This window comes from Tahibacter aquaticus, assembly GCF_004363655.1.
GTDB classification, from domain to species: domain Bacteria; phylum Pseudomonadota; class Gammaproteobacteria; order Xanthomonadales; family Rhodanobacteraceae; genus Tahibacter; species Tahibacter aquaticus.
Window position 1 is genome coordinate 15,617 of the sequence record NZ_SNZH01000009.1, and the last position, 24,097, is coordinate 39,713.

Genomic DNA, 24,097 nt, shown 5'->3' on the forward strand with positions numbered 1-24,097 from the left:
AGGACTTTGGAAGATGAGCCGACTGGCGCAACTGGCCCCTGACCTGATCGATGCCATCGCCTTGGGACGCATCGAGGTGGGTGTCAGCCAGTTGCTGCGCGGCAAGTTATCGGCGTCCTGGCTGGCGCAACGCGAGGCGCTGGTTGCAGGCTCGCGCTGACGTCCGTGCCGCAGCGACACGCCGCCACGCAGCGGTTTTTTGTGCCTTTCGCTGTCTCGGCCGCGCGCTCCCGAGCAAGCGAAGAAGCAAACCAATGGCCCGCAAACCCGCGCCAACACACGACTTCAGGCCTTGAATGCTCAAGAGGGCAGCAGAGAACAGAGAGAGAAAAACGGCGAAAAGTGCGCCGGAAACGTCGACTTCGGGCGGGGGGCTCCAGAGGTCAAGGCGCGAAACCGCGACAACACAGGGGGAACGGGCAAAAAAAATCCCAACCGGATAAGGGCTGGGATTTCACATTATGGTGGAGGTGGCGGGAATTGAACCCGCGTCCGAAGGCGTTTGACGCCAGGTACTACATGCTTAGCTCACTGTTAAATCTCGTCCGTCGGCAGCACAGTGTGCAAGGCGCACCGGAAGACCAGTCTGTAAGTTTTAGCCGAGCCCCGACAGACGGCGGTTCTCAGCGATCTTGTGATAATGACCCTACATCCACGAGCACAAGCACAAGTGGGTTCGGGGCTAGGCCTTAAGCGGCCAGTGCGTAGACGTCGTCGTTGGCGTCTGAGTTTTTTGCCGCTGGATTAACGAGGAAAGCTGCCCCCTCGGCATGCACCCAACCATCTCACTACCCCCGTCGAAGCCGTGACACCCCCGGGGAAAGGCGATGCTAGCACGATGCCAGCGTCGGTTGCGATGTGATGACAGGCAGGGCGGGTTTCAAGGGCGGGTCGGGCAGGGAGGGAGGGGTAGGGCCCGCCTCTTGGGCGGGCGCAGGCCAGGCCGAGGACTGCTTGCCGGCCGCATGGGCAGGCGTTGCCCGACCCGCCTTCGCGCGGCTCGATAGCCGCTTGGCCTGGTCGGTCGGGGCTGCTTCGGTTGGCTTGGCTGGCCCTGCAGTGGCTCCCCGCTGGCCCTGCAATGGCGCGGGTCCGAACGGCAGCGTCGCAGGTTTTATCTGGAGCGACGCAGTTTTTTTCTGCAACGGTGCAGGTCTGACCTGAAGCCATGCAGGTTTTATCTGCAACAGTGCAGGTTTGATCTGGAGCGACGCAGTTTTTTTCTGCAACGGCGCAGGTTTGACCTGAAGCCATGCAGGTTTTATCTGCAACGGTGCAGGTTTGATCTGGCGCGACGCAGTTTTTTTCTGCAACGGCGCAGGTTTGACCTGAAGCCATGCAGGTTTTATCTGAAGCGACGCAGGTTTTTTTCCTGCAATGGTGCAGGTTTGATCTGCAGCGCCGCAGGTTTTATCTGCAACGACGCAGGTCTGACCTGAAGCCATGCAGGTTTTATCTGCAACGGCGCAGGTTTTATCTGCACCGATGCAGGTCTGACCTGAAGTGATGCGGCGTTTATGGGGAACGATGCAGGTCTGATCGGCAGCGCCGCAGGTTTCGACGGGGTCGGAGCACCCGTTGCGAGGCAGAAACGGCGGGTATCTACCCCTCCGCCTGCCGGCTCTGCAGCTCTTTCAGCGTGCGGCCCTGGGCATCCTTCCATTCCACCCGTCCGTTCACGTTGCGGCCCAGCACGACGGCGCCTGCGGTGGACGGGCTGGAGAAGGCGTAGTCCTGGCTGAAGACGAGGTGGTCGGCGCTGCGTTGCAGAACGCCGTTGGCGATCAGTTGCTGGCGCAGTTCGGCCGCAGCGCGGAAATGCTCGGGCAGGGAGGGCAGGTGTTCCAGCGCGGCGTGCGAGCCGGCCTTGACGACGAAGCCTTGCGTGGATTCGTGTCCGCGGGCTTCCAGGCCTTTGCCGCGGCAGCTGAGTAGGGGGCTGGGCAGCGCGGCGGGCGTGTGCGGTGCGGCCAGTTCGAAGGCTTGTACGCCGAGCACCGGCAGCATGCTGAGCAGGTTTTCCAGGAAGACGACCATGTCGGCGCGGTCGGCTTCCGACAGGGTGGGCTCGGCCGGTCTGTTGCCGTTGTCCAGCGGCACGCGCTTGGCCTGCCGGGCGCGCTGTACCAGCTGTGCTTCCAGGAACTGGACGTGGGCTTTGTTCAACTGGCCGGGGCCGGCGACGAAGAACACGGCCCAGGTCCAGAAATCTTTCTCGCTGTAGTGCCGCTCCAGCCGCGGCCGCACCGGGTCGCCTTCGCCGATGTAGAGCAGGTCGCCGTCGCCGTCGGCGCGCGGCCCCAGCAACAGGTAGACGCCGGCCTGCTGGAATTCTTCGCGCTGCTTGATCGCCGGCAGCAGTGGGCGCGGAAACACCAGGGCCTTGCCGATCCAGTTGCTGCGTTCGGCGATGCGCAGGCCGTCGGGATCGCCCTGGGCGACGAAGATTTTCAGGGAGAAGGGGCGAGGGTCCATGGGGTCCGGGCGCGAGGAGGGGAGCGTCGGCGAGGCGGTGATTCTGCCTCGGGCCCGCCGGGCGAGCCTGCTACAGCAGGCGCTGCGGATCAACACGTCGGCGTACATTTTTCGGATTGACTGGACTTTGTGCACACATGAAACTTGGCACCGCTGAGCCTCTATCGGCCAGCCGGGATTGGCGTCCCGAAACAACGGCGCACCCAGCGCCCATCGTCCGATGCAGGCGCTTTGCTTTTTCTGGCAGCCTGTACCCTCGATGGCGTGTTCGTCACTTTATGGCGGGCGGTGCGTGGCAGCCGCAAGGCTGGCCGGTCGTTGTTCGGTACGCCAACCACGCACCGTCCGTCACCTGGGCCGTTCCAGGTGACGGGCTCTCGCGGGTCAGGAGCGGTCGGATGCGCAAGACACAGGAAGTCGCGGCAAACCTTACGTTGGCTCGGCCGGCAAAGCCCCGCGCCAACGCGGCAACACGGTCTGCATCGTCGGGATCTTCTGCAAGCCCCGAGCCCTCCTGCACGACATCGCTTGCTCCACACGGTGCCCGCGACACCTCGCGTGAACGCGAAGACCGCACCATTGCCAAGGCCCTGGCCATCCTGGAATCCCGCGCCCGCCAGCCCGGTGTGCTGCTGACGCATTCCGACGTCGCGGGCGACTGGTTCCGCCTGCGCATGGCGGAATACCCGGTGGAAGTGTTCGCAGTGGCCTGGCTGGATGCGCGCCACCGGTTGATTGCGTTCTGCGAGCTGTTCCGCGGCACGGTCGACCGCGTGTCCGTGCCGATGCGCGAGTTGCTGCGCTCGGCCATCGCGTACAACGCGGTGGCCGCGCTGCTGGCCCACAACCATCCGTCCGGGGCGACGGAGCCGTCGCGGGACGATATCGGCCTGACCGCCGATGCGGCTGCGGCGTTGCAGCTGGTCGGCGTGCGGCTACTGGATCATTTCGTGGTGGGGGCAGGTCAGGCGACGGTATCGCTGGCGCAGCGGGGCTGCGTGCCCACGGCGCTGGCGCCGCGGCTGCCGTTGGCGGCAAGGCGAGGGCAGCTGCGGGATTCGGCGGCGGCAACGCCGTGTTCGATCAGCGGCGCGCCGGTCACGGCGGCGAACGGCAGCAGCGGGAGCACGAGCCAACAGGCATCGATGGGCGGCGGTGATTTCAGTGGATCGGATCGAGCGAACAGGCCAAGCCTGGCGTCGGCGTCATCGTGCGAGCGCGCCCACTGCGCATAGGGCGCGATGAGCGCCGCGAATGGCGTCGCAGCAACGGCACAGGGCCGCATGCGGCGACGGGGCAATTCGCGGCGCTCATCGCACCCTACGACAGGGGCGGCGTTGTGGTGGCGGCAGGCGGCGATGTCAGAAATCGCCGCCGTCGACCGGCAGGCCGGCCAGGCGGATGATCGAGGACAGGCACCAGTCTGGTGCGGAATCGATCCGGTCGCTGGCCTGCAGCAGCGGGTCGCGGTCCGGCGTCCAGGCCGGGTCGACGTTGACCCAGGCGTTGGGATCGCCGGTCAGCAGTCCGGCGAATACGGCGGCAACGATGGTCGAGCCGACCGCGCCGAGCCGCTCGCCGGGGAACGACGGGTTCGTCTCGGCTTCGAGCAGGCAGTAGAACCAGAGGGAATCGCGGTCCGGCGGTATGGCGATCGGGGTCAGGCCGAGCTGTCGCGCGGTATCGCTGCCCGAGGGCAGTTCCAGCCGCACGCCCCGCAGCAGGTTGCGAAAGGCCAGCACGTTCATGGGCGAACCGGCCGGCCCTTCGTGCAGCGCGGCCAGCGCGTTGGACAGCTTGGTATCGAGCTTCCGGGCCCGCTGCGGGAAAAGTCCGTGGACGGAAGACTGCATCGGCAGGAACCAGTCCCACTGCACGTAGTTGCGGATATCCAGCGTGCGCCCGCCGCGCAGGTCGTCCGGCGGGACGGGGGCGCCGGGCGAGTTGTCGAACAGCACGGCGAAATTGCCGAAGCCGCGGATCGGGCTATTGGTCTGGTAGGCGTTGCGCACCATGGAGTGGCCGAAGCGATACGCGGCTACGGAGAATTCCACCGGCATGAAGGGCTGGTTCTTCCAGTGGAAGACCGCTTTCAGGCCGCTTTCCCATTGGCTGCCGCCGACCGCATTCGGTGTTTTCCTGAGGGCCAGCGCATGGATGGCCGGATCGACGATGCGGCCGAGGAAGTCATGCCATACCACCCACTGGTACAGCCACAGCAGCGTCTTGCGCGCGGCGTTGAACGGCTCGGCCATGCCGGCGGCGACGGCACGGTCGACCAGGGTGTTGTGGGCGAGCAGGCAGGCCAGGTGCAATTGCGCGACGAACGCGTTCTCGTCGTTTCTGGGATCGCCGGTCAGTGCGGTCTGCTCGGTATTGCGCGGCAGGTCCGGCAGCGTGGCGCGCGTGCCGCCGGGCACGCCGGCGATCGCGCCGAGCAGAAATTTCTTGGCGTTGGCGGGGGTGTGCCGGTCGTAGAGGAAGGGCGCGTCGGCCGGGCCTCGTCCGTACAGCGAATCCAGGTCGAGCCGGGGCGTGCGGTGGTTCAGCAGGCCGGACGGATCGTTCGCCCGCATCAGCAGCGAGGCCGGGTCGAAGGTGATGTCGTGATCGACAAATTGGCCAAAGTATACATAGCCGGCGGGCAGCTCCGCGTCGAACGGCGGCTGCGGCACGGCGGTCGGTATTTGCAGCAGGTTGCCGGGGCTGACGCCGGGAAATTCCACCATGTCGGCGTTGGCGATCTGCAGGAAGTGCTGTTCCAGCGCCGAATCGGGCACGCCGGGCGGGCGCCAGGCGGGCAGGTTGGGGAAAAGGCGGCCGAACGGGCCTTGGTAGAACGGCGATTTGGGCGCGAGAATGGCGACGTTGGAAGCGTGGGACATGGCGAGGCTCCGGTGGCGGTTGCCTCATACAGGTCGCTGGGCGGTGCGGGTTCTCTCAGTGTCGGGCGGCGTGTGCCGGACACGCCAGCGGTGCAAGTCGCTGCGTTCTTCGCACCGGCCGCACTGCCTGGCGCGATGGCGGCGCCCGAATGAGCAAGGCCACCTTGCGGTGGCCTTGGCGGGTGTGGCGAGCGGCGGCGGTGGGTTCAGGCGTCACGGTTGTGCGAACGCATGGTGCGCTGCTTCTCGCGGTTCCAGTCGCGCTCTTTTTCGGTTTCGCGCTTGTCGTGCTCCTGCTTGCCGCGGGCCAGGCCGATTTCCACTTTGACGCGGTTGTTCTTCCAGTACAGCGCGGTGGGGACGATGGTATAGCCCTTGCGTTCGACCGCGCCGATCAGCTTGTCGATTTCTTCGCGGTGCAGCAGCAGTTTGCGCGTGCGGCGGTCGTCGGCGATGACGTGGGTGGAGGCCTGGATCAGCGGGGTGATCTGGGCGCCGAACAGGAACAGTTCGCCGGCCTTGATCAGGGCGTAGGAGTCACCGAAGTTGACCCGGCCGGCACGCAGGCTTTTCACTTCCCAGCCCTGCAGGGCCAGGCCCGCTTCGTAGCGGTCGTCGATGTGGTAGTCGTAGCGGGCGCGCTTGTTCAGGGCGATGGTGCCGCCGCCGTCCTTGTCTTTTTTGTCCTTGGGTTTTGCCATCTTGGGTAGAATCCGCCGCGCGCGCCGAGGCGCGCTTGTTGTTATGGGTTGCGGTCCGATCAATGCGCCCGCCAGCGTCGAGTTCAAGGCGGGGCGGAGCCGGGCCAGCGATACTGCCTGCTTGCCCGATACGTCGAGACTGCCGATTTGATCCAGATCCGTCGCAGCGCCCTGGTGCGCTACAGCCCGGGCCAGATGTTCGACCTGGTTAACGATGTGGAAGCATACCCCAGGCGTTTCGCCTGGTGCGTCGCGGCCGACATTCTGCAACAGGACGAGGCCTCGCTGACGGCCCGCCTGCAGGTCAAGGCCGCGGGGCTGTCGCAGAGCTTCACCACGCGCAATACCTTGCTGCGGCCCGAGCGCATCGACATGAACCTGGTCGACGGCCCGTTCCGCGCGCTGACCGGCGGCTGGAGCTTCACGCCGCTGGGCGAGGTGGGCTGCAAGATCGCCCTGGCAATGGATTTCGAATACGCCGGGGCGCTGATCGGCTCGGCCCTGCGCGTGGGTTTCCAGGGGCTGGCCGACCGCATGGTCGACGATTTCGTGCGCGTGGCGGCGCGGGTCTATGGCTGAGCGGCTGCGGGCAGAAGTGGCCTATGTCGAGCCGGGCCGCCAGTTCCTGCAGGCCGTCGAGCTGCCGGCGGGCGCGACCGTGGCAGATGCCCTGGCCGCCTGCGGCCTGGCGCAGCAGTTTCCGCAGCTGGACCTGGCCAGTTGCAAGCTCGGCCTGTTCAGCCGGCCGGCGACGCCGGCCACGCTGCTGCACGAAGGGGACAGGGTAGAGGTGTATCGGCCGCTGATCGCGAATCCGAAGGACGTGCGCCGCGCCCGGGCGGGCAAGGCGGCGACGCCGTTGAAGCGGTGAAGCGGTTGGAACGGTGAAGCGGTTGGAACGGTGAAGCGCGATCAGCCGCGGGCGGGCTTCTTTTCCGGGCGCTTCTCGTCCGGAAACTCGACGCGGTAGCGTTTCGCGTCCTTGATCAGCTGGGCGGGGTCTTCGGGGAAATAGTCGCCTTCGATACGCGTCAGTGCGTCGTTTTCGAAGGTGAGGCTGAGGTTCTTGGTGGCGATCTTGCCACCGCGGCGCTGCATGGAAGAAACGTAGTCCCAGCGGTCTTTCTCGAACGGGCTGGTGACCGAAGGCGTACCCAGCAGCAGGGTGACCTGGCGTTTGCTCATGCCCGGCTTGAGCTGGTCGACGATGGGCTTGGACAGCAGGCTGCCTTGTTGCACATCGGGTCGGTAGATGATGCCGCAACCGCTCATGGCGAGGGCCAGGCCAAGGACGGTCAAGCTGCGGGTGAAACGCGTCATCGCGACGATCCGGTCAGTCAGGAAGGGCCGGATGATACACTAGCGACGCCAACTGGCCGGTAGATCCGGGCTGCTGCATCGCCAGCCGCACCACCCTGTCTCGTATCGCGCAGGCCTTGTGGCACAAGGCTTCCGCGCTGCTCCACTCCGGCCAAGTCAGCCCCTCAACGTGAATCGTCCCGAAACGGGACGGACTTCCCCCATCAGCCGGCGACCCGCTGATCACGCCACAAGGAGAAACGCATGGAGTCGCAAGACCTGCGCAAAGTCGGTTTGAAGGTTACCCATCCCCGCGTCCGCATCCTCGGCATCCTGGAGGATTCCGATGGCAAGCACCTCACCGCCGAAGACATCTACCGCGAACTGCTGGCCCACGAAGACGACATCGGCCTGGCCACGGTCTACCGCGTACTGACCCAGTTCGAAACTGCCGGGCTGGTGCTCAAGCACAATTTCGAAGGCGGCCAGGCGGTCTACGAGCTGGACCGCGGCCACCACCACGACCACATGGTCGACCTCGACAGCGGCAAGGTGATTGAATTCACCAGCGAGGAGATCGAGCGGCTGCAGCGCGAGATTGCCGACAAGCACGGCTATGTGATCGAGGAACACAGCCTGGTGCTGTATGTGCGGCCCAAGCGCAAGAAGTAGGCGATGCGCGACGGCGCCAGTGCAAAGATGGAAGCAGGGCCGCCCGCAAGGGCGGCCTTTTTTTTCGGGGCGGTGGTGCTGGGACAGGTGCAGACGGGGACACGTGTGGACGGCGCAATTCGCGGTGCTCATCGCGCCCTACGGGCTATGCCGAGGCAGGCTTTTGCAGGGCGCGATGAGCGCCGCGAATTGCGCCGCAAGGCATAGCCCCGCGCCGGCACTGCGTCGCTGTCGTCAATCCCGCAGCGGCTTGCGCCCCACGAAGCGGTAATACGGCACGCGCAGCAGCGGCAGATAGGGCACACGCGCACGCGATTCCACCAGCGCATGCTGCGGCATCAGCTCGCCCAGCAAGGGCAGGTGTTCCGCACTCGGCATGACGCCGTCATGGCCGAACCAGCGCGGCCAGAACCAGCGCGTGAAGGCGCCGTGGCGCGCGCGACCCAGCTGGGGCTGCGCCGGGCTGACGTAGAAATCGACCACGGCCAGCGTGCCGCCGGGCTTGAGCATGTGCAGTGCGTTGGCGATCGCGCCACGCCAGTCGGGAATCATGCTCAGCGCGTAGGACAGGTAGACACAGTCGACCGGGCCGGACGGCTTCCACGCCGTCGCATCGGCTTCATGGATGCGGATGCGGTCGTCGTTGGCGCGGCGTTCGCGGGCGCGCTCGATCAGGGCAGGGCAGAGGTCGACCAGTTCGAAGCGGGCGATGCGCGACCATTGTTGCGGAGTGAAGAAATCCAGATTGCGGCCGGTGCCGCCGCCCAGTTCCACCACGCGCGCGTTGGGCGGCAGGTTCAGGCTGGCGATCAGCTCGCGACGGCCCTGCAGCAGGCGTTCGCGGAAGGCGTCGTACTGGCCGGCCTGGGGCGCGTAGAAGGATTGCAGGCGCTGCTGCAGCGGCACGTCGCGCGGCATGCCGCGCAGCAGGCTGCGCAGCACGTCGAAATCGGCGCGCAGCGCGTCAAGCCGGCGCATCGGCGATCACGAAGCCGGCATAGGTGTGGACGCGGTCGTGCCGGTGCAGGCTTTGCGCCAGTTCGTCCTGGAAGTTCAGCACCTGGCGCAGGGGCAGGGCGTCGCGGCCGACGCGCAGGCTGTCGAGGTAGGCGGGTTGCGCATGCGCGCTGCGCAGCAGGATGCGCGCGGACGGCGCGGCACGCTGCAGGATCAGTTCCCATTCCTCGGCCAGGGCCTGCGGGTAGTAGCTGCTCATCCAGTCCATGTGGTCGAGCAGCACGAAGCGCGTGATGGGTTGTTCGTGCTGGCGCAGGAAATCGGTGATCAGCGTGGTATGCGGTTCGATCGCATCGACGCGGCCGTTCTTCAGCGCGGCGAAGTTGTCGGCCTTGAGGTATTCGGGGCAGCAGTCGCGGCGATAGCGGCCGGCGACGTAGACCTGCCAGAAATAGTTGTCGCTGACCGGCAACTGGCGGAATACGTACTGCACGGCTTCGCGGATAAAACCGGCAATGCCGCCGGCGTGCTGCGCTTCCACCAGCTTGCGCTGCGGATAGGGCACGCCGAGCAGGCTCATGACGAATTGCTGCGACAGCAGCCAGTTCATCGGCTTGCTCCACATCAGCGGGGCGACGCGGTCGTCGTAGATCACGCGCTGCTCGGAAATGTCGCGCGCCTGGAACAGCGCCGTCAGCGCGTGCCTGAGGCGCGGGCGCAGGCCGAAATAAGCGCGGCAGCTGCGCGCGACGATGCCCGACAGACCATGGAAATAGAAACTGCTGCGCGGATTGGCGAACCAATCCTGGTGCTTGTCCCACCACGCGGTGGCGAACGCGCTGAGCTGCGGCCGCAGGCGGCTGCGGTAGAGATTGCGGAAATCCGGGTGATAGCCCTCGCCGAATACGGCGAAGAAATCGTCGAACTCCAGCGCGCGGATGCCGGCCAGCTTGAGTTCCAGCAGCGCGGTCTGACGCGGGTTCGCATCCACCGCGTATACCTTGCGCGGGCCGGCAATGGCGTAGTCCAGCGCATTGCAGCCGGCGCTGGTGATCACCAGCACGCTGTCGTCCGGGCCCAGGGCCAGGGCCTGGCGGTCTACTGCCGGGTCTTCCCAGCAGGCGTTGTAGACCAGGTTGCGCGAATAGATCGCGTTGAACACACCGGCATCGAGCCGGTCCATCAGGCTGGGTTTGTCCATCGCGCATGACTCGTCGGTGACCGCTGCGCACGCTAAAGACAGGGCATGACAGCGCGGTGACCGGCTTGCGACGGTCTTGCGTCGCGGCTGCGACGCAAGACCGCAGTACAGCCAAGGCGAACGGCGCTACAGTTGCGCGCATGGCTACGACCGTTCCCGCCGGATTGCTGCGCACCCTGGCCACCCTGCGCTGGGTGGCGGTCGGCGGTCAGTCGTTGGTGGTGCTGCTGGCGGTGCATCTGCTCGGCCTGCCGCTGCAGTCGGCGCCGCTGTGGGGCGGTATCGCGGCGCTGGCGCTGTTCAATGTGTGGGCTTGGCATCGTGCGCGCCGCCTGGCCGAGGCCACGCAGGGCGAGGCCTTGCTGCATGTGCTGGTCGACCTGGCCAACCTGGCCTGGATGATTGCCTGGAGCGGCGGCGCGATGAATCCGTTCGCTTCGCTGTTCCTGCTGCCGCTGGCCCTGGTCGCCGTGGCCATGCCCTGGCGCGCGGTGCTGGCGGTGATGCTGGCCTGTGCCGCCGGCTACGCGGTTTCCACCGTGTTCGGCCGGCCTTTGCCGCATATGCACGGCGTGTTCGGCGACACGCTGGATCTGCATCTGTGGGGCATGGCGGTGAATTTCGTCGTCTCCGGTGCCGTCGTCACCGGTTTCCTGACGCGGCTGGCGCAGACCCTGCGCGAGCGCGAGCAGGAACTGGCACGCCTGCGCGAACAGTTCGCCCGGCGCGAGGGCATCGTCGCGCTGGCCACGCATGCGGCGGCGGTGGCGCATGAATTGAATACGCCGCTGGGCACCTTGACCCTGATGGTCGAGGACGTGCTGGCCGATGCCCCCGCCGGCAGCGTGCAGCAGGCCGATGCGCAGCTGATGGCGCAGCTGCTGGACGAATGCCGTGACCGCGTGCGCCAGCTGGCGCAGCCGGCCGACGATAGCCTGGCCCAGCCGCGGCTGCTGCGTGGCGTGCTGGACCAGCTGGTCGAACGCTGGCAGCTGCTGCGCCCGGCCATCCAGCTGGATCGGCAGGAACAATTGCCGGCTGATGTCGTGGTGAACTGGGATGCGGGCATAGGCCATCTGCTGCAGGCCTTGCTCAACAATGCCGCCGACGCCAGCCAGGCCGCCGGAAGTGCACAGGTGGAACTTGAGATGGAGTGGACAGACGGCCTGCTGCGCGGCTGCGTGCGCGATTTCGGCCGCGGCGTGAGCGCCGGCGAAAACCTGCTGCCGGGCCGTCTGTTCCAGAGCAGCAAGCCCGACGGCCTCGGCGTCGGCCTGGTGCTGTCGCATGCGACGGTGGAACGCCTGGGCGGCCGCCTCGCCGTCGGCAGCGCCGGTACGTTCGGCGCCAGCGTGCGTTTCGAGTTGCCGCTGGCTTCGGTGGCAGGCGCATGAACGGCCTGCTCATCGACGACGATCCGGTGTATGCACGCGTGCTGCAACGCTCGCTGGAACGGCGCGGCCTGCAACTGCGCATTGCGCTGGACGTGGAATCGGCGCTGGCGCTGGTGCAGGAGGACGCGCCGGATTTCGCCCTGGTCGATCTGAAGATCGGCAGCGATTCGGGCCTGAACCTGATTGCGCCGCTGCGTGCAGCGCGGGCGGACATGCAGATCATCCTGGTCACCGGCTATGCCAGCGTGGCCACGGCGGTCGATGCGATCAAGCGCGGCGCCGACAACTACCTGCCCAAGCCGATCACCGCCGAAGCGCTGATCCGCGCGCTGCAGGACGAGCCGGTGGCCGAGGACGTGGACACCATGACGCCGCTGAGCCGACTGGAATGGGAACATATCCAGCAGGCCTTGCTGGCCTGCGACGGCAATATTTCCGCTGCGGCACGCCTGCTCGGCATGCACCGGCGCAGCCTGCAGCGCAAGCTGGCCAAGCGCCCCGGACCGGAACGCAGCAGCGTCGCGTAGATCCCGCAACCGTTTTCCCGCCTTCCTGGCACTCACCGCGACAACCACCGCACTACGCCTGCCTGCGACAGTCGGTCGCATCGCCCGCGCGGACGATGCCGGTTGTACTAGTGAACTTTCGTCAGGGACTTCGACCATGCTCGTTTTGCCGCTCAGCTCCGCCATTTTGCTTGCACTGGCGACCACGCCACCGCTGACACCGGACGATGCCGGCGGGCCACGGCACGAGGTTTTGCCGCGTATCGATGTGCAGGCAACGGCGGCGGCCGAGGTGGAAGCGGCACGCGCACGCCTCAACGAAACTGCGGGCGCGGTCGGCGTTGTCGATGCGGAACGCTACAAGGAACAGCGCGCCAGCACGCTGGCCGATGCGCTGGGCTTTGCCGCCGGCGTGTTCGTACAGCCGCGTTTCGGCTCGGAGGAATCGCGCCTGTCGGTGCGCGGTTCTGGATTACAGCGCACTTTCCACTTGCGCGGCCTGGAGCTGATGCAGGACGGCGTGTATCTGAACCAGGCCGACGGCGGCGGCGATTTCCAGGCGGTGGAGCCGCTGGCGGCGCGTTATATCGAGGTCTATCGCGGCGCCAATGCGTTGCAATACGGTGCTGCGACGCTGGGCGGCGCGGTGAATTTCGTCAGCCCTACCGGGCGCAGTGCACCGGCGGTCGATCTGCGCCTGGAAGGCGGCAGCTTCGGCTACGCCCGCGGCCAGCTGGCCCTGGCCGGTGCGGACGAGAAACAGGATTACTACGCCAGCGTCAGCGTATTCGACCAGGACGGTTATCGCGACCACGCGCGCCAGGAAACCTATCGCCTGTTCGCCAACTACGGCCTGATGCTGGAACGTGGCGAGTCGCGTTTCTACCTGAGCCAGGTCGACACCAATTCGCAATTGCCCGGCAGCCTTACCCTGGCCGAACTGCAAAGCGATCCGACCCGCGCCGCACCGGGCAACCTGAGCGGCGACCAGCGCCGCGATTTCAGCCTCAGCCGCATCGCCAACCGCACCGTGCTGCAAGTGGACGATGCCAGCGATCTGGAGATCGGCGCGTTCTACGCGGCCAAGCACCTGAACCATCCGATCTTCCAGGTGCTGGTGCAAAGCTCGCGCGACTACGGTGCCAATCTGCGCTGGCGTCACGATGCCGACTGGGGTGGACACCGCAGTGTCTGGACCCTCGGTGCCGCGGCGATTCAGGGGCGCCTGCGCGACCGGCGCTACGCGAATATCGGCGGCGAACGCGGTGCGCCGACCAACGGGTTCGACAACGACGCCACGCGACTGTCGCTGTTTGCCGAGCAGCAGTATTACCTCACGCCGGCCACGGCACTGGTGCTGGGCGTGCAGGCCTCGCGCAACCGGCGCGAGGCGCAGGACACCCTGATCACGGGCGGGCGCGACGAAAGCTATGCGCGCAGTTATTCCGGCGTCAGCCCGAAGCTGGGCCTGCGCCATGAGCTGGGCGAGGGTGTGACCGTGTTCGGCAATATCAGCCGCAGCTACGAGCCGCCGAGTTTCGGCGAGCTGGCCGGCGGGCCGAACGTGACCCTGGTCGATGCGCAGAAGGCGACCAGTGGCGAGCTGGGCCTGCGCGTGGAAAAATCCACCTTGTCGCTGGACGCGGCGCTTTACCGCGCCGACCTGCGTGACGAGCTGCTGGCGCTGAGCGATGCCGACGGCAATCCGCGCGGCACGGTGAATGCGCCGCGCACGCGCCACCAGGGGCTGGAATTCGCCGCAACCTGGCGCATCAGCGATGCGCTGGAATGGCGCGGCGCCTATCTGTGGAACGATTTCCGCTTCGATGGCGACGCGGTCTATGGCGACAACCGCCTGGCCGGCGTGGCGCCGCAACTGTTGCGCACCGAGCTGCGCTGGAGTTTCGGCAGCTGGTACGTGGCGCCGACGGCGGAATGGTCGCCGCAGCGGTCGTTCGTCGATCATGCGAACACGCTGGCGGCCAAGGGCTATGCCATTGCCGGCCTGCGCGTTGGCGGCGACTGGCAGCAGCAATGGCGCTGGTTCGTCGATGCACGCAACCTTGGCGGCAAACGCTATGCGGCGACCACCGGCGTGATCGCCGATGCGCGAGGACAGGACAGCCGCCAATTCCTGCCCGGCGACGGGCGTTCGGTGTTCGTCGGGCTGGAGTGGCGCCGATAGCGGCGGATTTTGTCCGCATTCGCGGCGATGATGGCAGGGCCGGCCGCAAGCGGTCTTGCTATCCATTCTTCAGCGGAGCACCTCATGCTGCACCATATTTCCTTTGCCGTTACCGACCTTGCCCGTTCCATCGCGTTCTACGACGCGGTGATGGCGCCGCTGGGGTTTCGCCGCGTCTGGAGCCATGACAGCGGCGCGGGCTACGGCATCGAGGACGACAACGAATCGTTCGCCATCAAACAGCGCGAACTTGTACAGATTTCTCCTTCGGGATTTCACCTGGCGTTTGCGGCACCGACGCAGGATGCCGTCGTGGCATTTCATGCAGCTGCGCTGGCGCAGGGCGGCAGCGACAAGGGCGCGCCGGGGCTGCGGCCGGATTATGGCGATGCGTATTTCGCGGCATTTGTGCTGGACCCGGATGGTTACTGGATCGAGGCGGTGATCAACGGGCGGTGAGGGGGGCTTTCAAAAAAAGCGCCGGAGGAATTTCTCTGCATGCTTTGTTGAATGCGCGCTGTGTGCAACATGAATGCTGACGGATTCCGCCCTTATTGACGCCGACCCTGGCGCCGACACGACCACGCTGGTCGGTGAGGGGAGAAACGGATGGACAGCAATTCGATCGATACGATGCGGCGTGCGTTGCTGCAATCGGCGGCAGTGGGCATGGCCCTGGGCGCGGCCGGCATCGACGCGGTATTCGCCGCCGGGGCGGCAGCGGAAAAGCCGCCGGGCAAGCCCGGCGATTTCGATTTCCTCAGCGGCAACTGGACGATTCGCCATCGGCGCCTGAAAACAGCAGGCACGCAGGACTGGGACGAATTCGACGGCGAGGCGACGTGCTGGAGCATCCTCGGTGGCGTCGTCAGCGTCGAGGAATTGCGCATACCGGCGCGGCAGTTCAGCGGCATGGGCTTGCGCGTGCTGGACGTGGAGAAGAAGGTCTGGTCGGATTTCTGGGTCAATGCCAAGTCCGGCGTGGTGGTGCCGCCGGGTACGCAAGGCCACTTCATCGACGGTGCCGGCATTTTCGAAGCCGACGACAAGGACGGCGAACAGGCGATCAAGGTGCGTGGAGTATGGGACCGCATCACACCGGCATCCTGCCGCTGGTACCAGGAAATATCCCGCGACGGCGGCAAGCGCTGGGAAGGCAATTGGTACATGGACTGGACGCGCGCCTGAGCAGGGCGTAGCCGCGGAAGGCACGGCGCGAGGGGCAGCGCAAATGGCGGCGCGAGGTCTGTGGTGTTGCGGTTGGCATGAATGCCGCTGCGGTGCGATGAGCAGGCTGGCCAGCCCTGGGTATGAGGACGGTCTAGCCGCGTAGCGCAGCAACCTGCGCGGCAAGTTTTTTCGGCGCCAACGCAGCGTAGCTGGCGAGCAGCAATTCCTCGACGTTGTCCCAGTCGGTCTGGGCATCCAGCGCCAGGCCGACGATGTCGGGCCACCAGCGCGGCAGAAAAAACGGCGGGCGTGCAAAGCGTGGCGTGTCGGCGGCCGGGCGCGGTGTGCGGAACGTCAGTACGCACAAGGGACCGTCGTTGCCGGCGGCCTGGGCATAGGCCGGCGGCCAGCCCTGCTCGATCATCACTGCATGCGCGAAGTTCTTGCCGCGTATGCACCAGCGCGTGCCGGTCCAGGCGGCTTCCTCGACGACTTCGGGCAGATCGAGGCAGACCAGTCTTAGCCGTTGCAGCACTGCCTGCGGCGGTTGCGGCCGTGTCATTCGCCAGCCCTCGCATTCCACGACTGGCGGATACTAGCCCAGGCCGAGGCAAACGCGGCTGCTCATCGCACGCTACGCGTAGTGCGCCGCTGGCGTGGCGGCCTGCGCACGAACATTGCTGCACGCTTACGGAGGACTCGCATCGCCGCGATCGTGGGCTCAGCCCCGCGGGACCGCCCAGTCGGACTGCCGAGGGGTGTCTCAGGCGGACGTTAAGCGCAAAAGAATCGGGCAAGCTACGCCGGTTCGGGCAATCGGGACATGTCGGATGTACCGCAAACTCACGTTGCGACAACGCATCACCCTGGCCTATGCCGTGCTGGGCCTGGTACTGAGTCTGCTGTTCGCGCTGGCTTCCATCTACTTGACCGAGGACTACGAGGAAATCGTGGTCACTGAAATTCTGCTGGGCCAGGCGCAGGACTACGCCGAGCGGCTGCAGCAACAACCCGATCTGGCCTTGCCGCGCACGCACCGCCTCAGCGGCTACCTGCGCCGCGCCGACGGCAGCGGCTTCGTGCCGGCGGATGTAGCCGATCTGCCGCCGGGCATCCACGATGTCGACGACGCCACCGATCCGGGGAAGCACGCCGGCGTGTTCGATACCAAGGCCGGCCGCCTGACCTTCGTGATCAATCTGAATTCGATCGAGGCGCTGGAAGACTATCTGCTCTGGTTCATGCTCGCGGTTGTTGTGCTGGGCACGGCCGCGAGCGGCTGGATAGGCTGGCTGCTGGCCGGCAAAACCATATTGCCGGTGCGCCGACTGGCCCAGGCTGTGGACAGCCTGCCGGCGCGGCCGCAGGCGACCGATCTGGCCCGCCTGGTCGGCGAGGACGAACTGGGCCGGCTGGCGATGGCGATCGATGCCTACCAGCGCCGCCTGCTCGATACCGATGCGGCCGAGCGGTCTTTCTTTGCCGACGCCAGCCACGAACTGCGCACGCCGATTGCAGTGGTGCAGGGCGTTGCCGAAGTGCTGCTGGACGATGCCGAGGCGCCGCCGCCGCTGCGCCGCCGCCTGGCGCGGCTGGAGCGCGGCATGAACGAGCTGACCGACCTGATCAACGTGCTGCTCGGCCTGGCCCGGCGCAGTGCCTATGTCGCGGTGACCACTGACGCCCGCGCGCTGTTGCAGGAAAGCGTGGCGTCGATACTTTCGCCGCTGGAAGCCAGCGGCTTGCGCGTGGAAATCGACGCCACGGGCAGCCTGCAGCTGCCGCATGCCGAATCGGTGCTGACCTTGCGCGGCATCCTGCGCCGCCTGCTGCCGCCGGCGGCGGGCGGCGTGCTGCACTTGCAGGCGCAGACAGGCCGCATCGAACTGCGCTATGACGCCATCGCGTCCGCGTCGTCGTCGCCGGCCTCAACCGGCGCCAGCAGCGACCAGAACCTCGGGCTTACCCTGGTCGGCCGTTTCGCCACGCACCTGGGCTGGCATCTTGAGGAAGTACCCGCGACAGCGGCGCAGCGGCGCATCGTCATCGTGCTGCCGGCAGAGGAAAGCGCGTAGTGGTTTTTGGCGGATGACGCGAAGGCCGCTCGTTTGCCCGGTGTGGCCGCTGCCGTGTCATCGCTGTCCGGCGTCATCTGTCCGGCGTCATCGGTTACGGGCCGCTCGTGCAAAAACGTCCCCATGCGAGAATGCAGGTTCGTTTCGGCCCTGAACCTGGTGCATCCATGTCTGCAGACACTTCGCTCTATCCACCGGTCGAGCCCTATGCCAGCGGCATGCTCGACGTCGGCGACGGCCATCGCCTGTACTGGGAGCGCGTAGGCACGCCCGGCGCGCGCCGGGCCGTATTCGTCCATGGCGGTCCCGGTGCGGGCTGTTCGGCGGCGCACCGGCGCCTGTTCGATCCGCACGGTTATGACGTGTTGCTGTTCGACCAGCGCGGCGCCGGCCGCTCCACGCCGCCGGCCTCGCTGCAGGCGAACACCACGGCGCATCTGATCGCCGACATGGAACGCCTGCGCGAAGAAATCCTGCAGGGCGAAACCTGGCTGGTCTTCGGCGGCTCCTGGGGATCGACCCTGGCACTGGCCTATGCCCAGCAGCATCCGCAGCGCGTCGAGGCCCTGATCCTGCGCGGCATCTTCACCGCCACGCGTGCCGAAATGGACTGGTTCTACCGCAGCGGCGTGGAGCAGGTCTTTCCCGACAAATGGGCGCGCTTCATCGCGCCGATTCCTGTCGCCGAGCGCGGCGACCTGCTGGCCGCCTACGCACAACGCCTGCAGCAGGGCGATGCCGCCAGCCGTCTGGCCGCTGCCCAGGCCTGGTGCCAGTTCGAAGACGAAGTATCGGTGCTGAGCTTCCAGGCCGATGCCGGCGCCACGGCGGAAGATGCCGCGCGCAACCTCGCCATCGCCTGTATAGAAAACCACTATTTCTGCAACGGCTGCTTCCTCGACGAAGGCCAGCTGCTGCGCGACGTACGCCGCCTCGCGCACATTCCCGCCATCATCATCCATGGCCGCTACGACATGCCATGCCCGGCCAAATACGCCTGGGCTCTGCACCAGGCCTGGCCCGAAGCCGAATTCCACCTGGTCGAAGGGGCGGGGCACGCCTTCCGCGAACCCGGAATACTGCCGCTGCTGCGGCAGGCCACCGATCGTTTCGCACAGCCGCCCGTAACAACTTGAGCGGGGCGTAGCGCGGGCAGGACGGCCATCCGGCGCCATTGTGCGGGCACCGCCGCACCGGCTTCCGATGCCTGCCTGCGGTTTGCGCCCATACCGCGGCGAGCAGGAAGGGCGCATGCCGCTTCCCGCGCGCTTGGGGTTAATGGTATAAATCGTATAAACCATTAACTGAGGCGGGCGACATGAAGCGTTCACGGCTGAAATCCGATAGCACAACTCTCGCCGCGATCAAGGCCGACAGCCTCGGCCAGGCGCTGGCGCCGCAGAAGCCCGCAAAGAGCAAGGCGGCCAAGCGTGACAAGGCAGCCAAAGCAGACGGCGGCAAGATTTCCCTCAAGAAAACCAAGATCAAGACCAAGGTCAAGGCGTCGGCGGCTGGCGCCAAGGCCGGCAAGATCGCGGACGCCAGCAAGGCCAGGGACAAGCTGATCCGCGACAGCTTCACCCTGCCGCGCGAAGATTTCGACCTGATCGCCGTGCTGAAGGAACGCGCCCTCGGCTTCAAGCGGCCGACCAAGAAAAGCGAACTGCTGCGCGCCGGCCTGCAGCTGCTGGCCCGCCTGGACAGTGCAGCCCTGCAGAGCGCACTCGATGCGTTGCGGCCACTCAAGGCCGGCCGCCCCAAGAAGAAGCACTGAGCGGTACGCCGCTTCTCCCGCCGATGAGCCGCCGGTGGGCGGCGCGGCATTGGCATCACGCACGGGTCTTTCCATCCGATGAAATCGTTCTTGCGCCGTCGCTCCGCTCTGGCGGCGCGACTGGCTACTGCCGTGCTGGTACTGGCCGGCAGCCTCTGCGCCACCTGGCTGTGCGCCGATGCCGTGGCATTCTTTGCCGGCCGCGACAGAGAAGCGCCGCCGCAGCCGCTGGCCGGCGACCGTTTCGCTGTCAGCGATCTGGAATGGTCCGATGCGGGCCGCCAGCGGCGGGTGCCGGTCAGACTGTTCTGGCCGCAGGCGGTGCAGGGCGGCAAGGTGCCGCTGATCGTCTTCTCCCACGGCATCGGCAGTTCCCGCGATGGCTACAACTACCTGGGCCGCTACTGGGCCCGACACGGCGTTGCCAGTCTGCACCTGCAGCATGTCGGCAGCGACCGCACGCTATGGCGCGGCGATGTGTCCGGGCTGCTGTCGCGCTTCCAGCGCGCCGCCGGCGACCAGGAAGCCATCGCCCGCGTACAGGATTTCAGCTTTGCGCTGGACCGCCTGCTGCAAAGCGGCTACGGCGAACACATCGATGCGGCCCGGATAGTCGCGGCCGGCCATTCCTACGGCGCCAATACGACCTTGCTGGCGGCCGGTGCCAGGGTGATGCGCAACGGGCGCGAGCTGGCCTTCCGCGACGCACGCATTTCCGCGGCCATACTGATTTCCGCGCCGCCGTTCTATGGCGAAAGCGATTTCGGGCCCATCCTGTCGGCGATCACGATTCCCACCTTGCACATCACCACGGCGCAGGACGTGATCCGCATTCCCGGCTTCGGTTCCGGGGTGGACGATCGCCTCAAGGTGTTCAGCGCAACCGGCAGTGCATTCAAGGCGCTGGCGATCTATCGCGAGGGGAGCCACAACGTGTTTACCGATCGCCGCTATTTCGATTCGCTGGCCGTTGCCGACCAGGTCAAGTCGGCGACCGAAGATCTGTCGCTGGCCTTCCTGGCCCAGGTGTATTCGCAGCAGGACAGCCTGCGCGGCTGGAAGGACGAGCACGCGGCGCTGATGAGCGCCTATCTGCAGTTCGGCACTGTGCAGGCGGCGTTGCCTGCGGCGGCAAGGCTGGCGGCGCAATAGCCGGCTGCTGCAGCGTTCATTCAGCGCGCACGTTCCCGCGCCGCCAGTACCAGCGCGATACCGCCCAGGACGGCGACCGAGGCGATGGCCAGGCGCAGGCTCAAGGGCTCGGCCAGCACCACCACGCCGGCCAGCGCGCTGATGACCGGCACGCTCAGTTGCACGGCCGATGCGCGCAGCGCGGTCAGGTGCGGCACGGCCTGCTACCAGACGGTATAGCCCAGGCCCGAAGCCAGTGCGCCGGACAGCACGGCGCAGAGCAGGCCGAGTCCGTCGATATGCAGGTCGGGCAGCCAGGGCAGGGCAGCGGCCAATACGACAGGCACGGCGCGCACGAAACTGCCGGCCGTCGTGCGCAGTGCATCGCCGGCACGGCGTCCCAGCACCGTATACCAGGCCCAGGCCAGGCCGGCGCAGACCATCAGCAGTGCGCTGCCCAGGTGCGGCGCGCTGCTGCCGGGCAACAGCAGCAACAGCAGTCCGGCGATGCTGGTGGCCAGTCCGGCCCAGGCCAGCGCTGCCAGGCGTTCGCCCCTGGCGATGGCATAGCCGAGCAGCCCCGACTGCACGGCGCCGAACAGCAGCAGGGCGCCACTGCCGGCGCTCAGGCGCACATAGGCGAAGGAAAATGCCAGCGCATACAGGCTCAAGGCGGCGGCCCCGGCCCAGCTGCCGCTGCTGCGCAGACGTTCGCCGCCGCGCAGCCCGACCAGCACTGCCAGCACCACGGCGCCCGCAACGATACGCACCACGGTGAAGCTGGCCGGGTCGCTGGCCGAGCCTTTCAGCGCTAGCCGGCACAGCACCGAATTGCCGGCGAAGGCGAGCATCGCCAATAAAGTGAGTAGTGCAAGCCTTGCTTTGTTCACTATGTTGTTTCCGGCAGGGGCATGGCAGCGCGGCGCTGCGCAAGGCGGTGAATCGTAGGCGAGCAGTGCCAGTGTCATGGTCACGTGCCTCGGCTGTTGCCGCGGCATCAGTCGTCTTCGTCGATCTCGGCCAGGTCGGCTTCGCCCGGCTCGTAGACGAGCAGGTCGCCCGGCTGGCAATCCAGCGCGGCGCAGAGCTTGGTCAGGGTGGAGAAACGTACGCCGCGCACCTTGCCCGAGCGGAACAGCGACAGATGGGTTTCGCTGACGCCGATCTGGGCGGCGATCTGTTTTGCCTTGAGCTGCCTGGCAGCCAGTACTTCGTCGAGACAGATTCGGATAGGCATCAGAAAATCTCGTCGAGTTCGGCTTCGAGCGCCGCGGCGCGGCCGAAGACATGGGCGATGACGGTCAGCGACAGCCCCAGCGCGCCCAGTACCAGTGCCGACACATCGAAGGCGATCCAGTAGCCGGGGCTGGCGCCCAGTGCGCGCTGCAGCCCGGGCACGACGAACACGCCGACAAAGGCGCCCGCCGCCAGCAGCAGGCCGATGCGATCGAGCATGCGCGTGACCGTCGGCACGTACAGCTGGCCGCGGGCGAATTCGGCCAGGGCGCGGCGCACGCCGCCCAGGGCCAGCAGGTAGAACAGCTCGGGGATGGCCAGCACGCACTGCACGGCGAAGGCGCGCCAGGCCGTCGCATCGCTGGCAGGCGCGAACAGGCCCAGGCTGACGGCGCCGAAGCGTTCGAGCAGGAAGGTCAGCCACAGGGCGGCGGCAAGCAGGCTGACGAAGCGCAGCAGCAAAGCGCTGCGGGCGCGGATATGGGCGATCTGAGTATCTGTCATGAATTTGCCAGTTATTTACCTTTAACTTAAATTTTTGACGTGATAATGTAAGTCTAACATCAATTTTCGCCTCACCCTTCCGCCGACTCCCCGCACGGACCACGACCCATGCTCTGCCTGGAAACGACCGATCTCTGCCACCGCTATTCCGCCGGCGAAGCTGTGCTGCACGACATCGCCCTGGCGGTACCGCACGCCAGCATCTACGGTTTTCTCGGCCCCAACGGCGCCGGCAAGACCACGACATTGCGCCTGCTGCTCGGCCTGATCCGCAAACAGCGCGGCACCATCTCGATCTTCGGGCGCCATCTCGACGAACACCGCGTCGAGATTCTGCGGCAGGTCGGATCGCTGATCGAAACCCCGTCGCTGTACGAGCACCTGACCGCGGCGGAAAACCTCGCCCTGCTGCAGCGCATCCACCGTGTGCCGGCGGCGCGCATCGCAGAGGTGCTGGAACGGGTCGGGCTGGCCGCCACGCGCGACAAGCGCGCCGGCCAGTTCTCGCTGGGCATGAAGCAGCGCCTGGGCATTGCCGCGGCCATGCTGCACCGGCCGGCGTTGTTGATCCTGGACGAACCGACCAACGGGCTGGACCCCAACGGCATCATCGAGATGCGCGACCTGCTGATCGCGCTGAATCGCGAGGAAGGCACCACGGTATTGGTGTCCAGCCATCTGCTGGCCGAGGTCGAGCGCCTGGTCAGCCATGTGGGCATCGTGCACCGCGGGCGGCTGCTGTTCCAGGGCACGCTGGATGCGCTGCGGCGCGAAAGCCAGTCCGCAGCGCACGTCAGCCTGCACACAGCCGACGATGGCCACGCCCTGCGCCTTCTGGCCGATGCCGGCGTGCCTGCGCGCTGCGGCAGCGCCGGCCTCGTGCTGCCGGCGATGCCGCCGCCGCACATCGCGGCCATCAACCGGCGCCTGGTCGAGCAGGGCGTCGAGGTCTACGCGATCGGCGCCCAGGGCGGCGATCTGGAATCCATCTTCATGAACCTGATCGGGAGCCGCGCCGCATGAACAGCGTATTTGTCGATGCGTTTCGTTGCGAATGGCTGAAGCGCCGCCGCAGCCTGGGCGCCTGGCTGGTTGCCGTCGGCGCGTTCTTCACGCCGGCCATCATCACCGTGGTGCGGCTGATCCGCCATGCGACGCTGCCGCAGCTGTACGCCGATCCGCTGTTCTGGACCTTGCACTGGCGCAATGCCTGGGAATCGATGGCGATCTTCTTCGTGCCGATGGCAGCCATCCTGGCCACCAGCCTGGTGGTGCAGATCGAGGTGAGGAACAACGCCTGGAAACAGGTGCATGCGCTGCCGCTGCACACGGCGACGATCTTCTTCGCCAAGTTCGCCGTGATCCTGCTGATGCTGGCGCAGTTCTTCGTGCTGTTCGTGCTCGGGATCTATCTGTCGGCGCTGCTGCCGGCGCTGCTGGTCGGCGGCGTGGCGTTTCCGCCGGCGCCGCCGCTGCGCGTGTTCCTGGCCGATACCGCGCTGTACTACCTCGATTGCCTGCCCATCGTCGCCGCGCAATACCTGCTGAGCCTGCGCTTCAACAATTTCCTCGTGCCGATCGGCATCGGCTTCCTGGCCTGGATAGCCGCGCTGTCGGCGTTGTCCTGGCAGTACGCCAACCTGGTGCCTTACGCCTACACCATGCTGGATTTCCTCAAGGACAATCCGGACGCGCGCCGGGCCGTGGTCAGTTCGGGCATGCATGCGCTGGCAGCCGCATGGTCTGTGCTGTTCGTCGCCGCCGGCTATGTGGGTTTTGCGACGAAAGCGCAAAAAGGGTAAAAGCGCGCCGCCGGCGGTGGCGGCGACCGCCGGCGCCTGGGCTGCTCCGCTGCCGCCTGGGGCACCTGGCCGGCCGGTGCGCGACAGGCATTCGTGCCGGTGCCGGCTGGCAACGGGTGCGCAGGCCGAT

28 protein-coding genes and 1 other RNA gene are annotated in these 24,097 nt (G+C 66.6%); 16 read left to right on the top strand and 13 right to left on the bottom strand.

Annotation, left to right across the window (positions count from 1 at the left end):
* The first annotated feature begins 13 nt into the window (after positions 1-13).
* Positions 14-160, top strand: coding sequence for a hypothetical protein (locus DFR29_RS15140; protein ID WP_208113605.1), 147 nt, complete (start codon positions 14-16; stop codon positions 158-160).
* A 302-nt stretch (positions 161-462) separates the two neighbouring features.
* Here the strand turns inward: DFR29_RS15140 and ssrA are convergent.
* From ssrA to DFR29_RS15155, 3 genes are all read right to left on the bottom strand, one after another.
* Positions 463-816: a transfer-messenger RNA gene (gene ssrA, locus DFR29_RS15145) on the bottom strand.
* A 14-nt stretch (positions 817-830) separates the two neighbouring features.
* Positions 831-1,445, bottom strand: coding sequence for a hypothetical protein (locus DFR29_RS15150; protein WP_133819458.1), 615 nt, complete (start codon positions 1,443-1,445; stop codon positions 831-833).
* 157 nt (positions 1,446-1,602) lie between these two features.
* Positions 1,603-2,475: a GIY-YIG nuclease family protein gene (locus tag DFR29_RS15155; protein ID WP_133819459.1), complete on the bottom strand. Its 873-nt coding sequence runs from the start codon at positions 2,473-2,475 to the stop codon at positions 1,603-1,605.
* A 398-nt stretch (positions 2,476-2,873) separates the two neighbouring features.
* On the opposite strand from DFR29_RS15155, the gene DFR29_RS15160 reads away from it, so the two are divergent.
* The gene (locus DFR29_RS15160; protein WP_166654111.1) at positions 2,874-3,710 is read left to right on the top strand and encodes a JAB domain-containing protein; all 837 of its coding nucleotides are present in this window, start codon (positions 2,874-2,876) and stop codon (positions 3,708-3,710) included.
* Positions 3,711-3,836: 126 nt separating this feature from the next.
* Here the strand turns inward: DFR29_RS15160 and DFR29_RS15165 are convergent, their stop codons facing one another.
* Both DFR29_RS15165 and smpB read right to left on the bottom strand, forming a co-directional pair.
* Positions 3,837-5,360 (bottom strand): peroxidase family protein, encoded by a 1,524-nt coding sequence (locus tag DFR29_RS15165; RefSeq protein WP_133819461.1) that lies wholly within the window; start codon positions 5,358-5,360, stop codon positions 3,837-3,839.
* A 206-nt stretch (positions 5,361-5,566) separates the two neighbouring features.
* Positions 5,567-6,061, bottom strand: a complete 495-nt coding sequence (gene smpB / locus DFR29_RS15170; protein ID WP_133819462.1) for an SsrA-binding protein SmpB — start codon at positions 6,059-6,061, stop codon at positions 5,567-5,569.
* A 147-nt stretch (positions 6,062-6,208) separates the two neighbouring features.
* On the opposite strand from smpB, the gene DFR29_RS15175 reads away from it, so the two are divergent.
* Positions 6,209-6,640, top strand: coding sequence for a type II toxin-antitoxin system RatA family toxin (locus tag DFR29_RS15175; RefSeq protein ID WP_133819463.1), 432 nt, complete (start codon positions 6,209-6,211; stop codon positions 6,638-6,640).
* Positions 6,633-6,932 (top strand): RnfH family protein, encoded by a 300-nt coding sequence (locus tag DFR29_RS15180; protein WP_133819464.1) that lies wholly within the window; start codon positions 6,633-6,635, stop codon positions 6,930-6,932. Before DFR29_RS15175 ends, DFR29_RS15180 begins: the two co-directional genes overlap by 8 nt.
* Before the next feature lie 41 nt (positions 6,933-6,973).
* On the opposite strand, the gene DFR29_RS15185 is transcribed toward DFR29_RS15180, so the two are convergent.
* Positions 6,974-7,381, bottom strand: coding sequence for an outer membrane protein assembly factor BamE (locus DFR29_RS15185; RefSeq protein WP_133819465.1), 408 nt, complete (start codon positions 7,379-7,381; stop codon positions 6,974-6,976).
* A gap of 243 nt (positions 7,382-7,624) precedes the next feature.
* On the opposite strand from DFR29_RS15185, the gene fur reads away from it, so the two are divergent.
* Positions 7,625-8,032: a ferric iron uptake transcriptional regulator gene (fur, locus tag DFR29_RS15190; RefSeq protein ID WP_133819466.1), complete on the top strand. Its 408-nt coding sequence runs from the start codon at positions 7,625-7,627 to the stop codon at positions 8,030-8,032.
* A gap of 234 nt (positions 8,033-8,266) precedes the next feature.
* Here fur and DFR29_RS15195 read toward each other — a convergent pair whose 3' ends face one another.
* Together DFR29_RS15195 and DFR29_RS15200 are read right to left on the bottom strand one after the other, a co-directional pair.
* Complete coding sequence (locus DFR29_RS15195; RefSeq protein ID WP_133819467.1) at positions 8,267-9,010, bottom strand: class I SAM-dependent methyltransferase; 744 nt, start codon at positions 9,008-9,010, stop codon at positions 8,267-8,269.
* Entirely contained in the window at positions 8,997-10,190 is a 1,194-nt protein-coding gene (locus DFR29_RS15200; RefSeq protein ID WP_133819468.1) for a BtaA family protein, read from the bottom strand. Before DFR29_RS15200 ends, DFR29_RS15195 begins: the two co-directional genes overlap by 14 nt.
* 140 nt (positions 10,191-10,330) lie before the next feature.
* Between DFR29_RS15200 and DFR29_RS15205 the strand changes: the two genes are divergently transcribed.
* The 5 genes from DFR29_RS15205 to DFR29_RS15225 all read left to right on the top strand — a co-directional run bounded on the left by DFR29_RS15205 (position 10,331) and on the right by DFR29_RS15225 (position 15,463).
* Positions 10,331-11,584, top strand: a complete 1,254-nt coding sequence (locus tag DFR29_RS15205; RefSeq protein WP_133819469.1) for an ATP-binding protein — start codon at positions 10,331-10,333, stop codon at positions 11,582-11,584.
* A complete protein-coding gene (locus DFR29_RS15210; RefSeq protein WP_133819470.1) occupies positions 11,581-12,111 on the top strand; it encodes a response regulator transcription factor in 531 nt (176 codons plus the stop codon). Before DFR29_RS15205 ends, DFR29_RS15210 begins: the two co-directional genes overlap by 4 nt.
* 136 nt (positions 12,112-12,247) lie before the next feature.
* Complete coding sequence (locus tag DFR29_RS15215; protein ID WP_133819471.1) at positions 12,248-14,275, top strand: TonB-dependent receptor family protein; 2,028 nt, start codon at positions 12,248-12,250, stop codon at positions 14,273-14,275.
* A 9-nt stretch (positions 14,276-14,284) separates the two neighbouring features.
* Entirely contained in the window at positions 14,285-14,734 is a 450-nt protein-coding gene (locus tag DFR29_RS15220; protein WP_341829858.1) for a VOC family protein, read from the top strand.
* A 150-nt stretch (positions 14,735-14,884) separates the two neighbouring features.
* Entirely contained in the window at positions 14,885-15,463 is a 579-nt protein-coding gene (locus tag DFR29_RS15225) for a hypothetical protein (RefSeq protein ID WP_133819472.1), read from the top strand.
* Positions 15,464-15,596: 133 nt separating this feature from the next.
* On the opposite strand, the gene DFR29_RS15230 is transcribed toward DFR29_RS15225, so the two are convergent.
* Positions 15,597-16,007, bottom strand: a complete 411-nt coding sequence (locus tag DFR29_RS15230; protein ID WP_133819473.1) for an MmcQ/YjbR family DNA-binding protein — start codon at positions 16,005-16,007, stop codon at positions 15,597-15,599.
* A gap of 268 nt (positions 16,008-16,275) precedes the next feature.
* Between DFR29_RS15230 and DFR29_RS15235 the strand changes: the two genes are divergently transcribed.
* The 4 genes from DFR29_RS15235 to DFR29_RS15250 all read left to right on the top strand — a co-directional run bounded on the left by DFR29_RS15235 (position 16,276) and on the right by DFR29_RS15250 (position 20,446).
* Positions 16,276-17,520 (top strand): sensor histidine kinase, encoded by a 1,245-nt coding sequence (locus tag DFR29_RS15235; RefSeq protein WP_133819474.1) that lies wholly within the window; start codon positions 16,276-16,278, stop codon positions 17,518-17,520.
* Between the two features lie 167 nt (positions 17,521-17,687).
* The gene (gene pip / locus DFR29_RS15240) at positions 17,688-18,656 is read left to right on the top strand and encodes a prolyl aminopeptidase (RefSeq protein WP_133819475.1); all 969 of its coding nucleotides are present in this window, start codon (positions 17,688-17,690) and stop codon (positions 18,654-18,656) included.
* Positions 18,657-18,838: 182 nt separating this feature from the next.
* On the top strand, positions 18,839-19,294 hold the full coding sequence (locus DFR29_RS15245) for a hypothetical protein (RefSeq protein WP_133819476.1): 456 nt from the start codon (positions 18,839-18,841) through the stop codon (positions 19,292-19,294).
* Between the two features lie 90 nt (positions 19,295-19,384).
* Positions 19,385-20,446 (top strand): alpha/beta hydrolase family protein, encoded by a 1,062-nt coding sequence (locus DFR29_RS15250; protein WP_208113606.1) that lies wholly within the window; start codon positions 19,385-19,387, stop codon positions 20,444-20,446.
* A gap of 20 nt (positions 20,447-20,466) precedes the next feature.
* On the opposite strand, the gene DFR29_RS29680 is transcribed toward DFR29_RS15250, so the two are convergent.
* From DFR29_RS29680 to DFR29_RS15265, 4 genes are all read right to left on the bottom strand, one after another.
* Entirely contained in the window at positions 20,467-20,643 is a 177-nt protein-coding gene (locus DFR29_RS29680) for a hypothetical protein (RefSeq protein WP_208113607.1), read from the bottom strand.
* Positions 20,644-20,649: 6 nt separating this feature from the next.
* Entirely contained in the window at positions 20,650-21,315 is a 666-nt protein-coding gene (locus DFR29_RS15255) for an EamA family transporter (RefSeq protein ID WP_208113608.1), read from the bottom strand.
* Between the two features lie 107 nt (positions 21,316-21,422).
* Positions 21,423-21,662, bottom strand: a complete 240-nt coding sequence (locus DFR29_RS15260) for a helix-turn-helix domain-containing protein (protein WP_133819478.1) — start codon at positions 21,660-21,662, stop codon at positions 21,423-21,425.
* The gene (locus DFR29_RS15265; RefSeq protein ID WP_133819479.1) at positions 21,662-22,165 is read right to left on the bottom strand and encodes a DUF2975 domain-containing protein; all 504 of its coding nucleotides are present in this window, start codon (positions 22,163-22,165) and stop codon (positions 21,662-21,664) included. Before DFR29_RS15265 ends, DFR29_RS15260 begins: the two co-directional genes overlap by 1 nt.
* A 108-nt stretch (positions 22,166-22,273) precedes the next feature.
* On the opposite strand from DFR29_RS15265, the gene DFR29_RS15270 reads away from it, so the two are divergent.
* Together DFR29_RS15270 and DFR29_RS15275 are read left to right on the top strand one after the other, a co-directional pair.
* Positions 22,274-23,188 (top strand): ABC transporter ATP-binding protein, encoded by a 915-nt coding sequence (locus tag DFR29_RS15270; protein ID WP_133819480.1) that lies wholly within the window; start codon positions 22,274-22,276, stop codon positions 23,186-23,188.
* A complete protein-coding gene (locus DFR29_RS15275; RefSeq protein ID WP_133819481.1) occupies positions 23,185-23,967 on the top strand; it encodes an ABC transporter permease in 783 nt (260 codons plus the stop codon). Before DFR29_RS15270 ends, DFR29_RS15275 begins: the two co-directional genes overlap by 4 nt.
* The last annotated feature ends 130 nt before the right edge of the window (positions 23,968-24,097 follow it).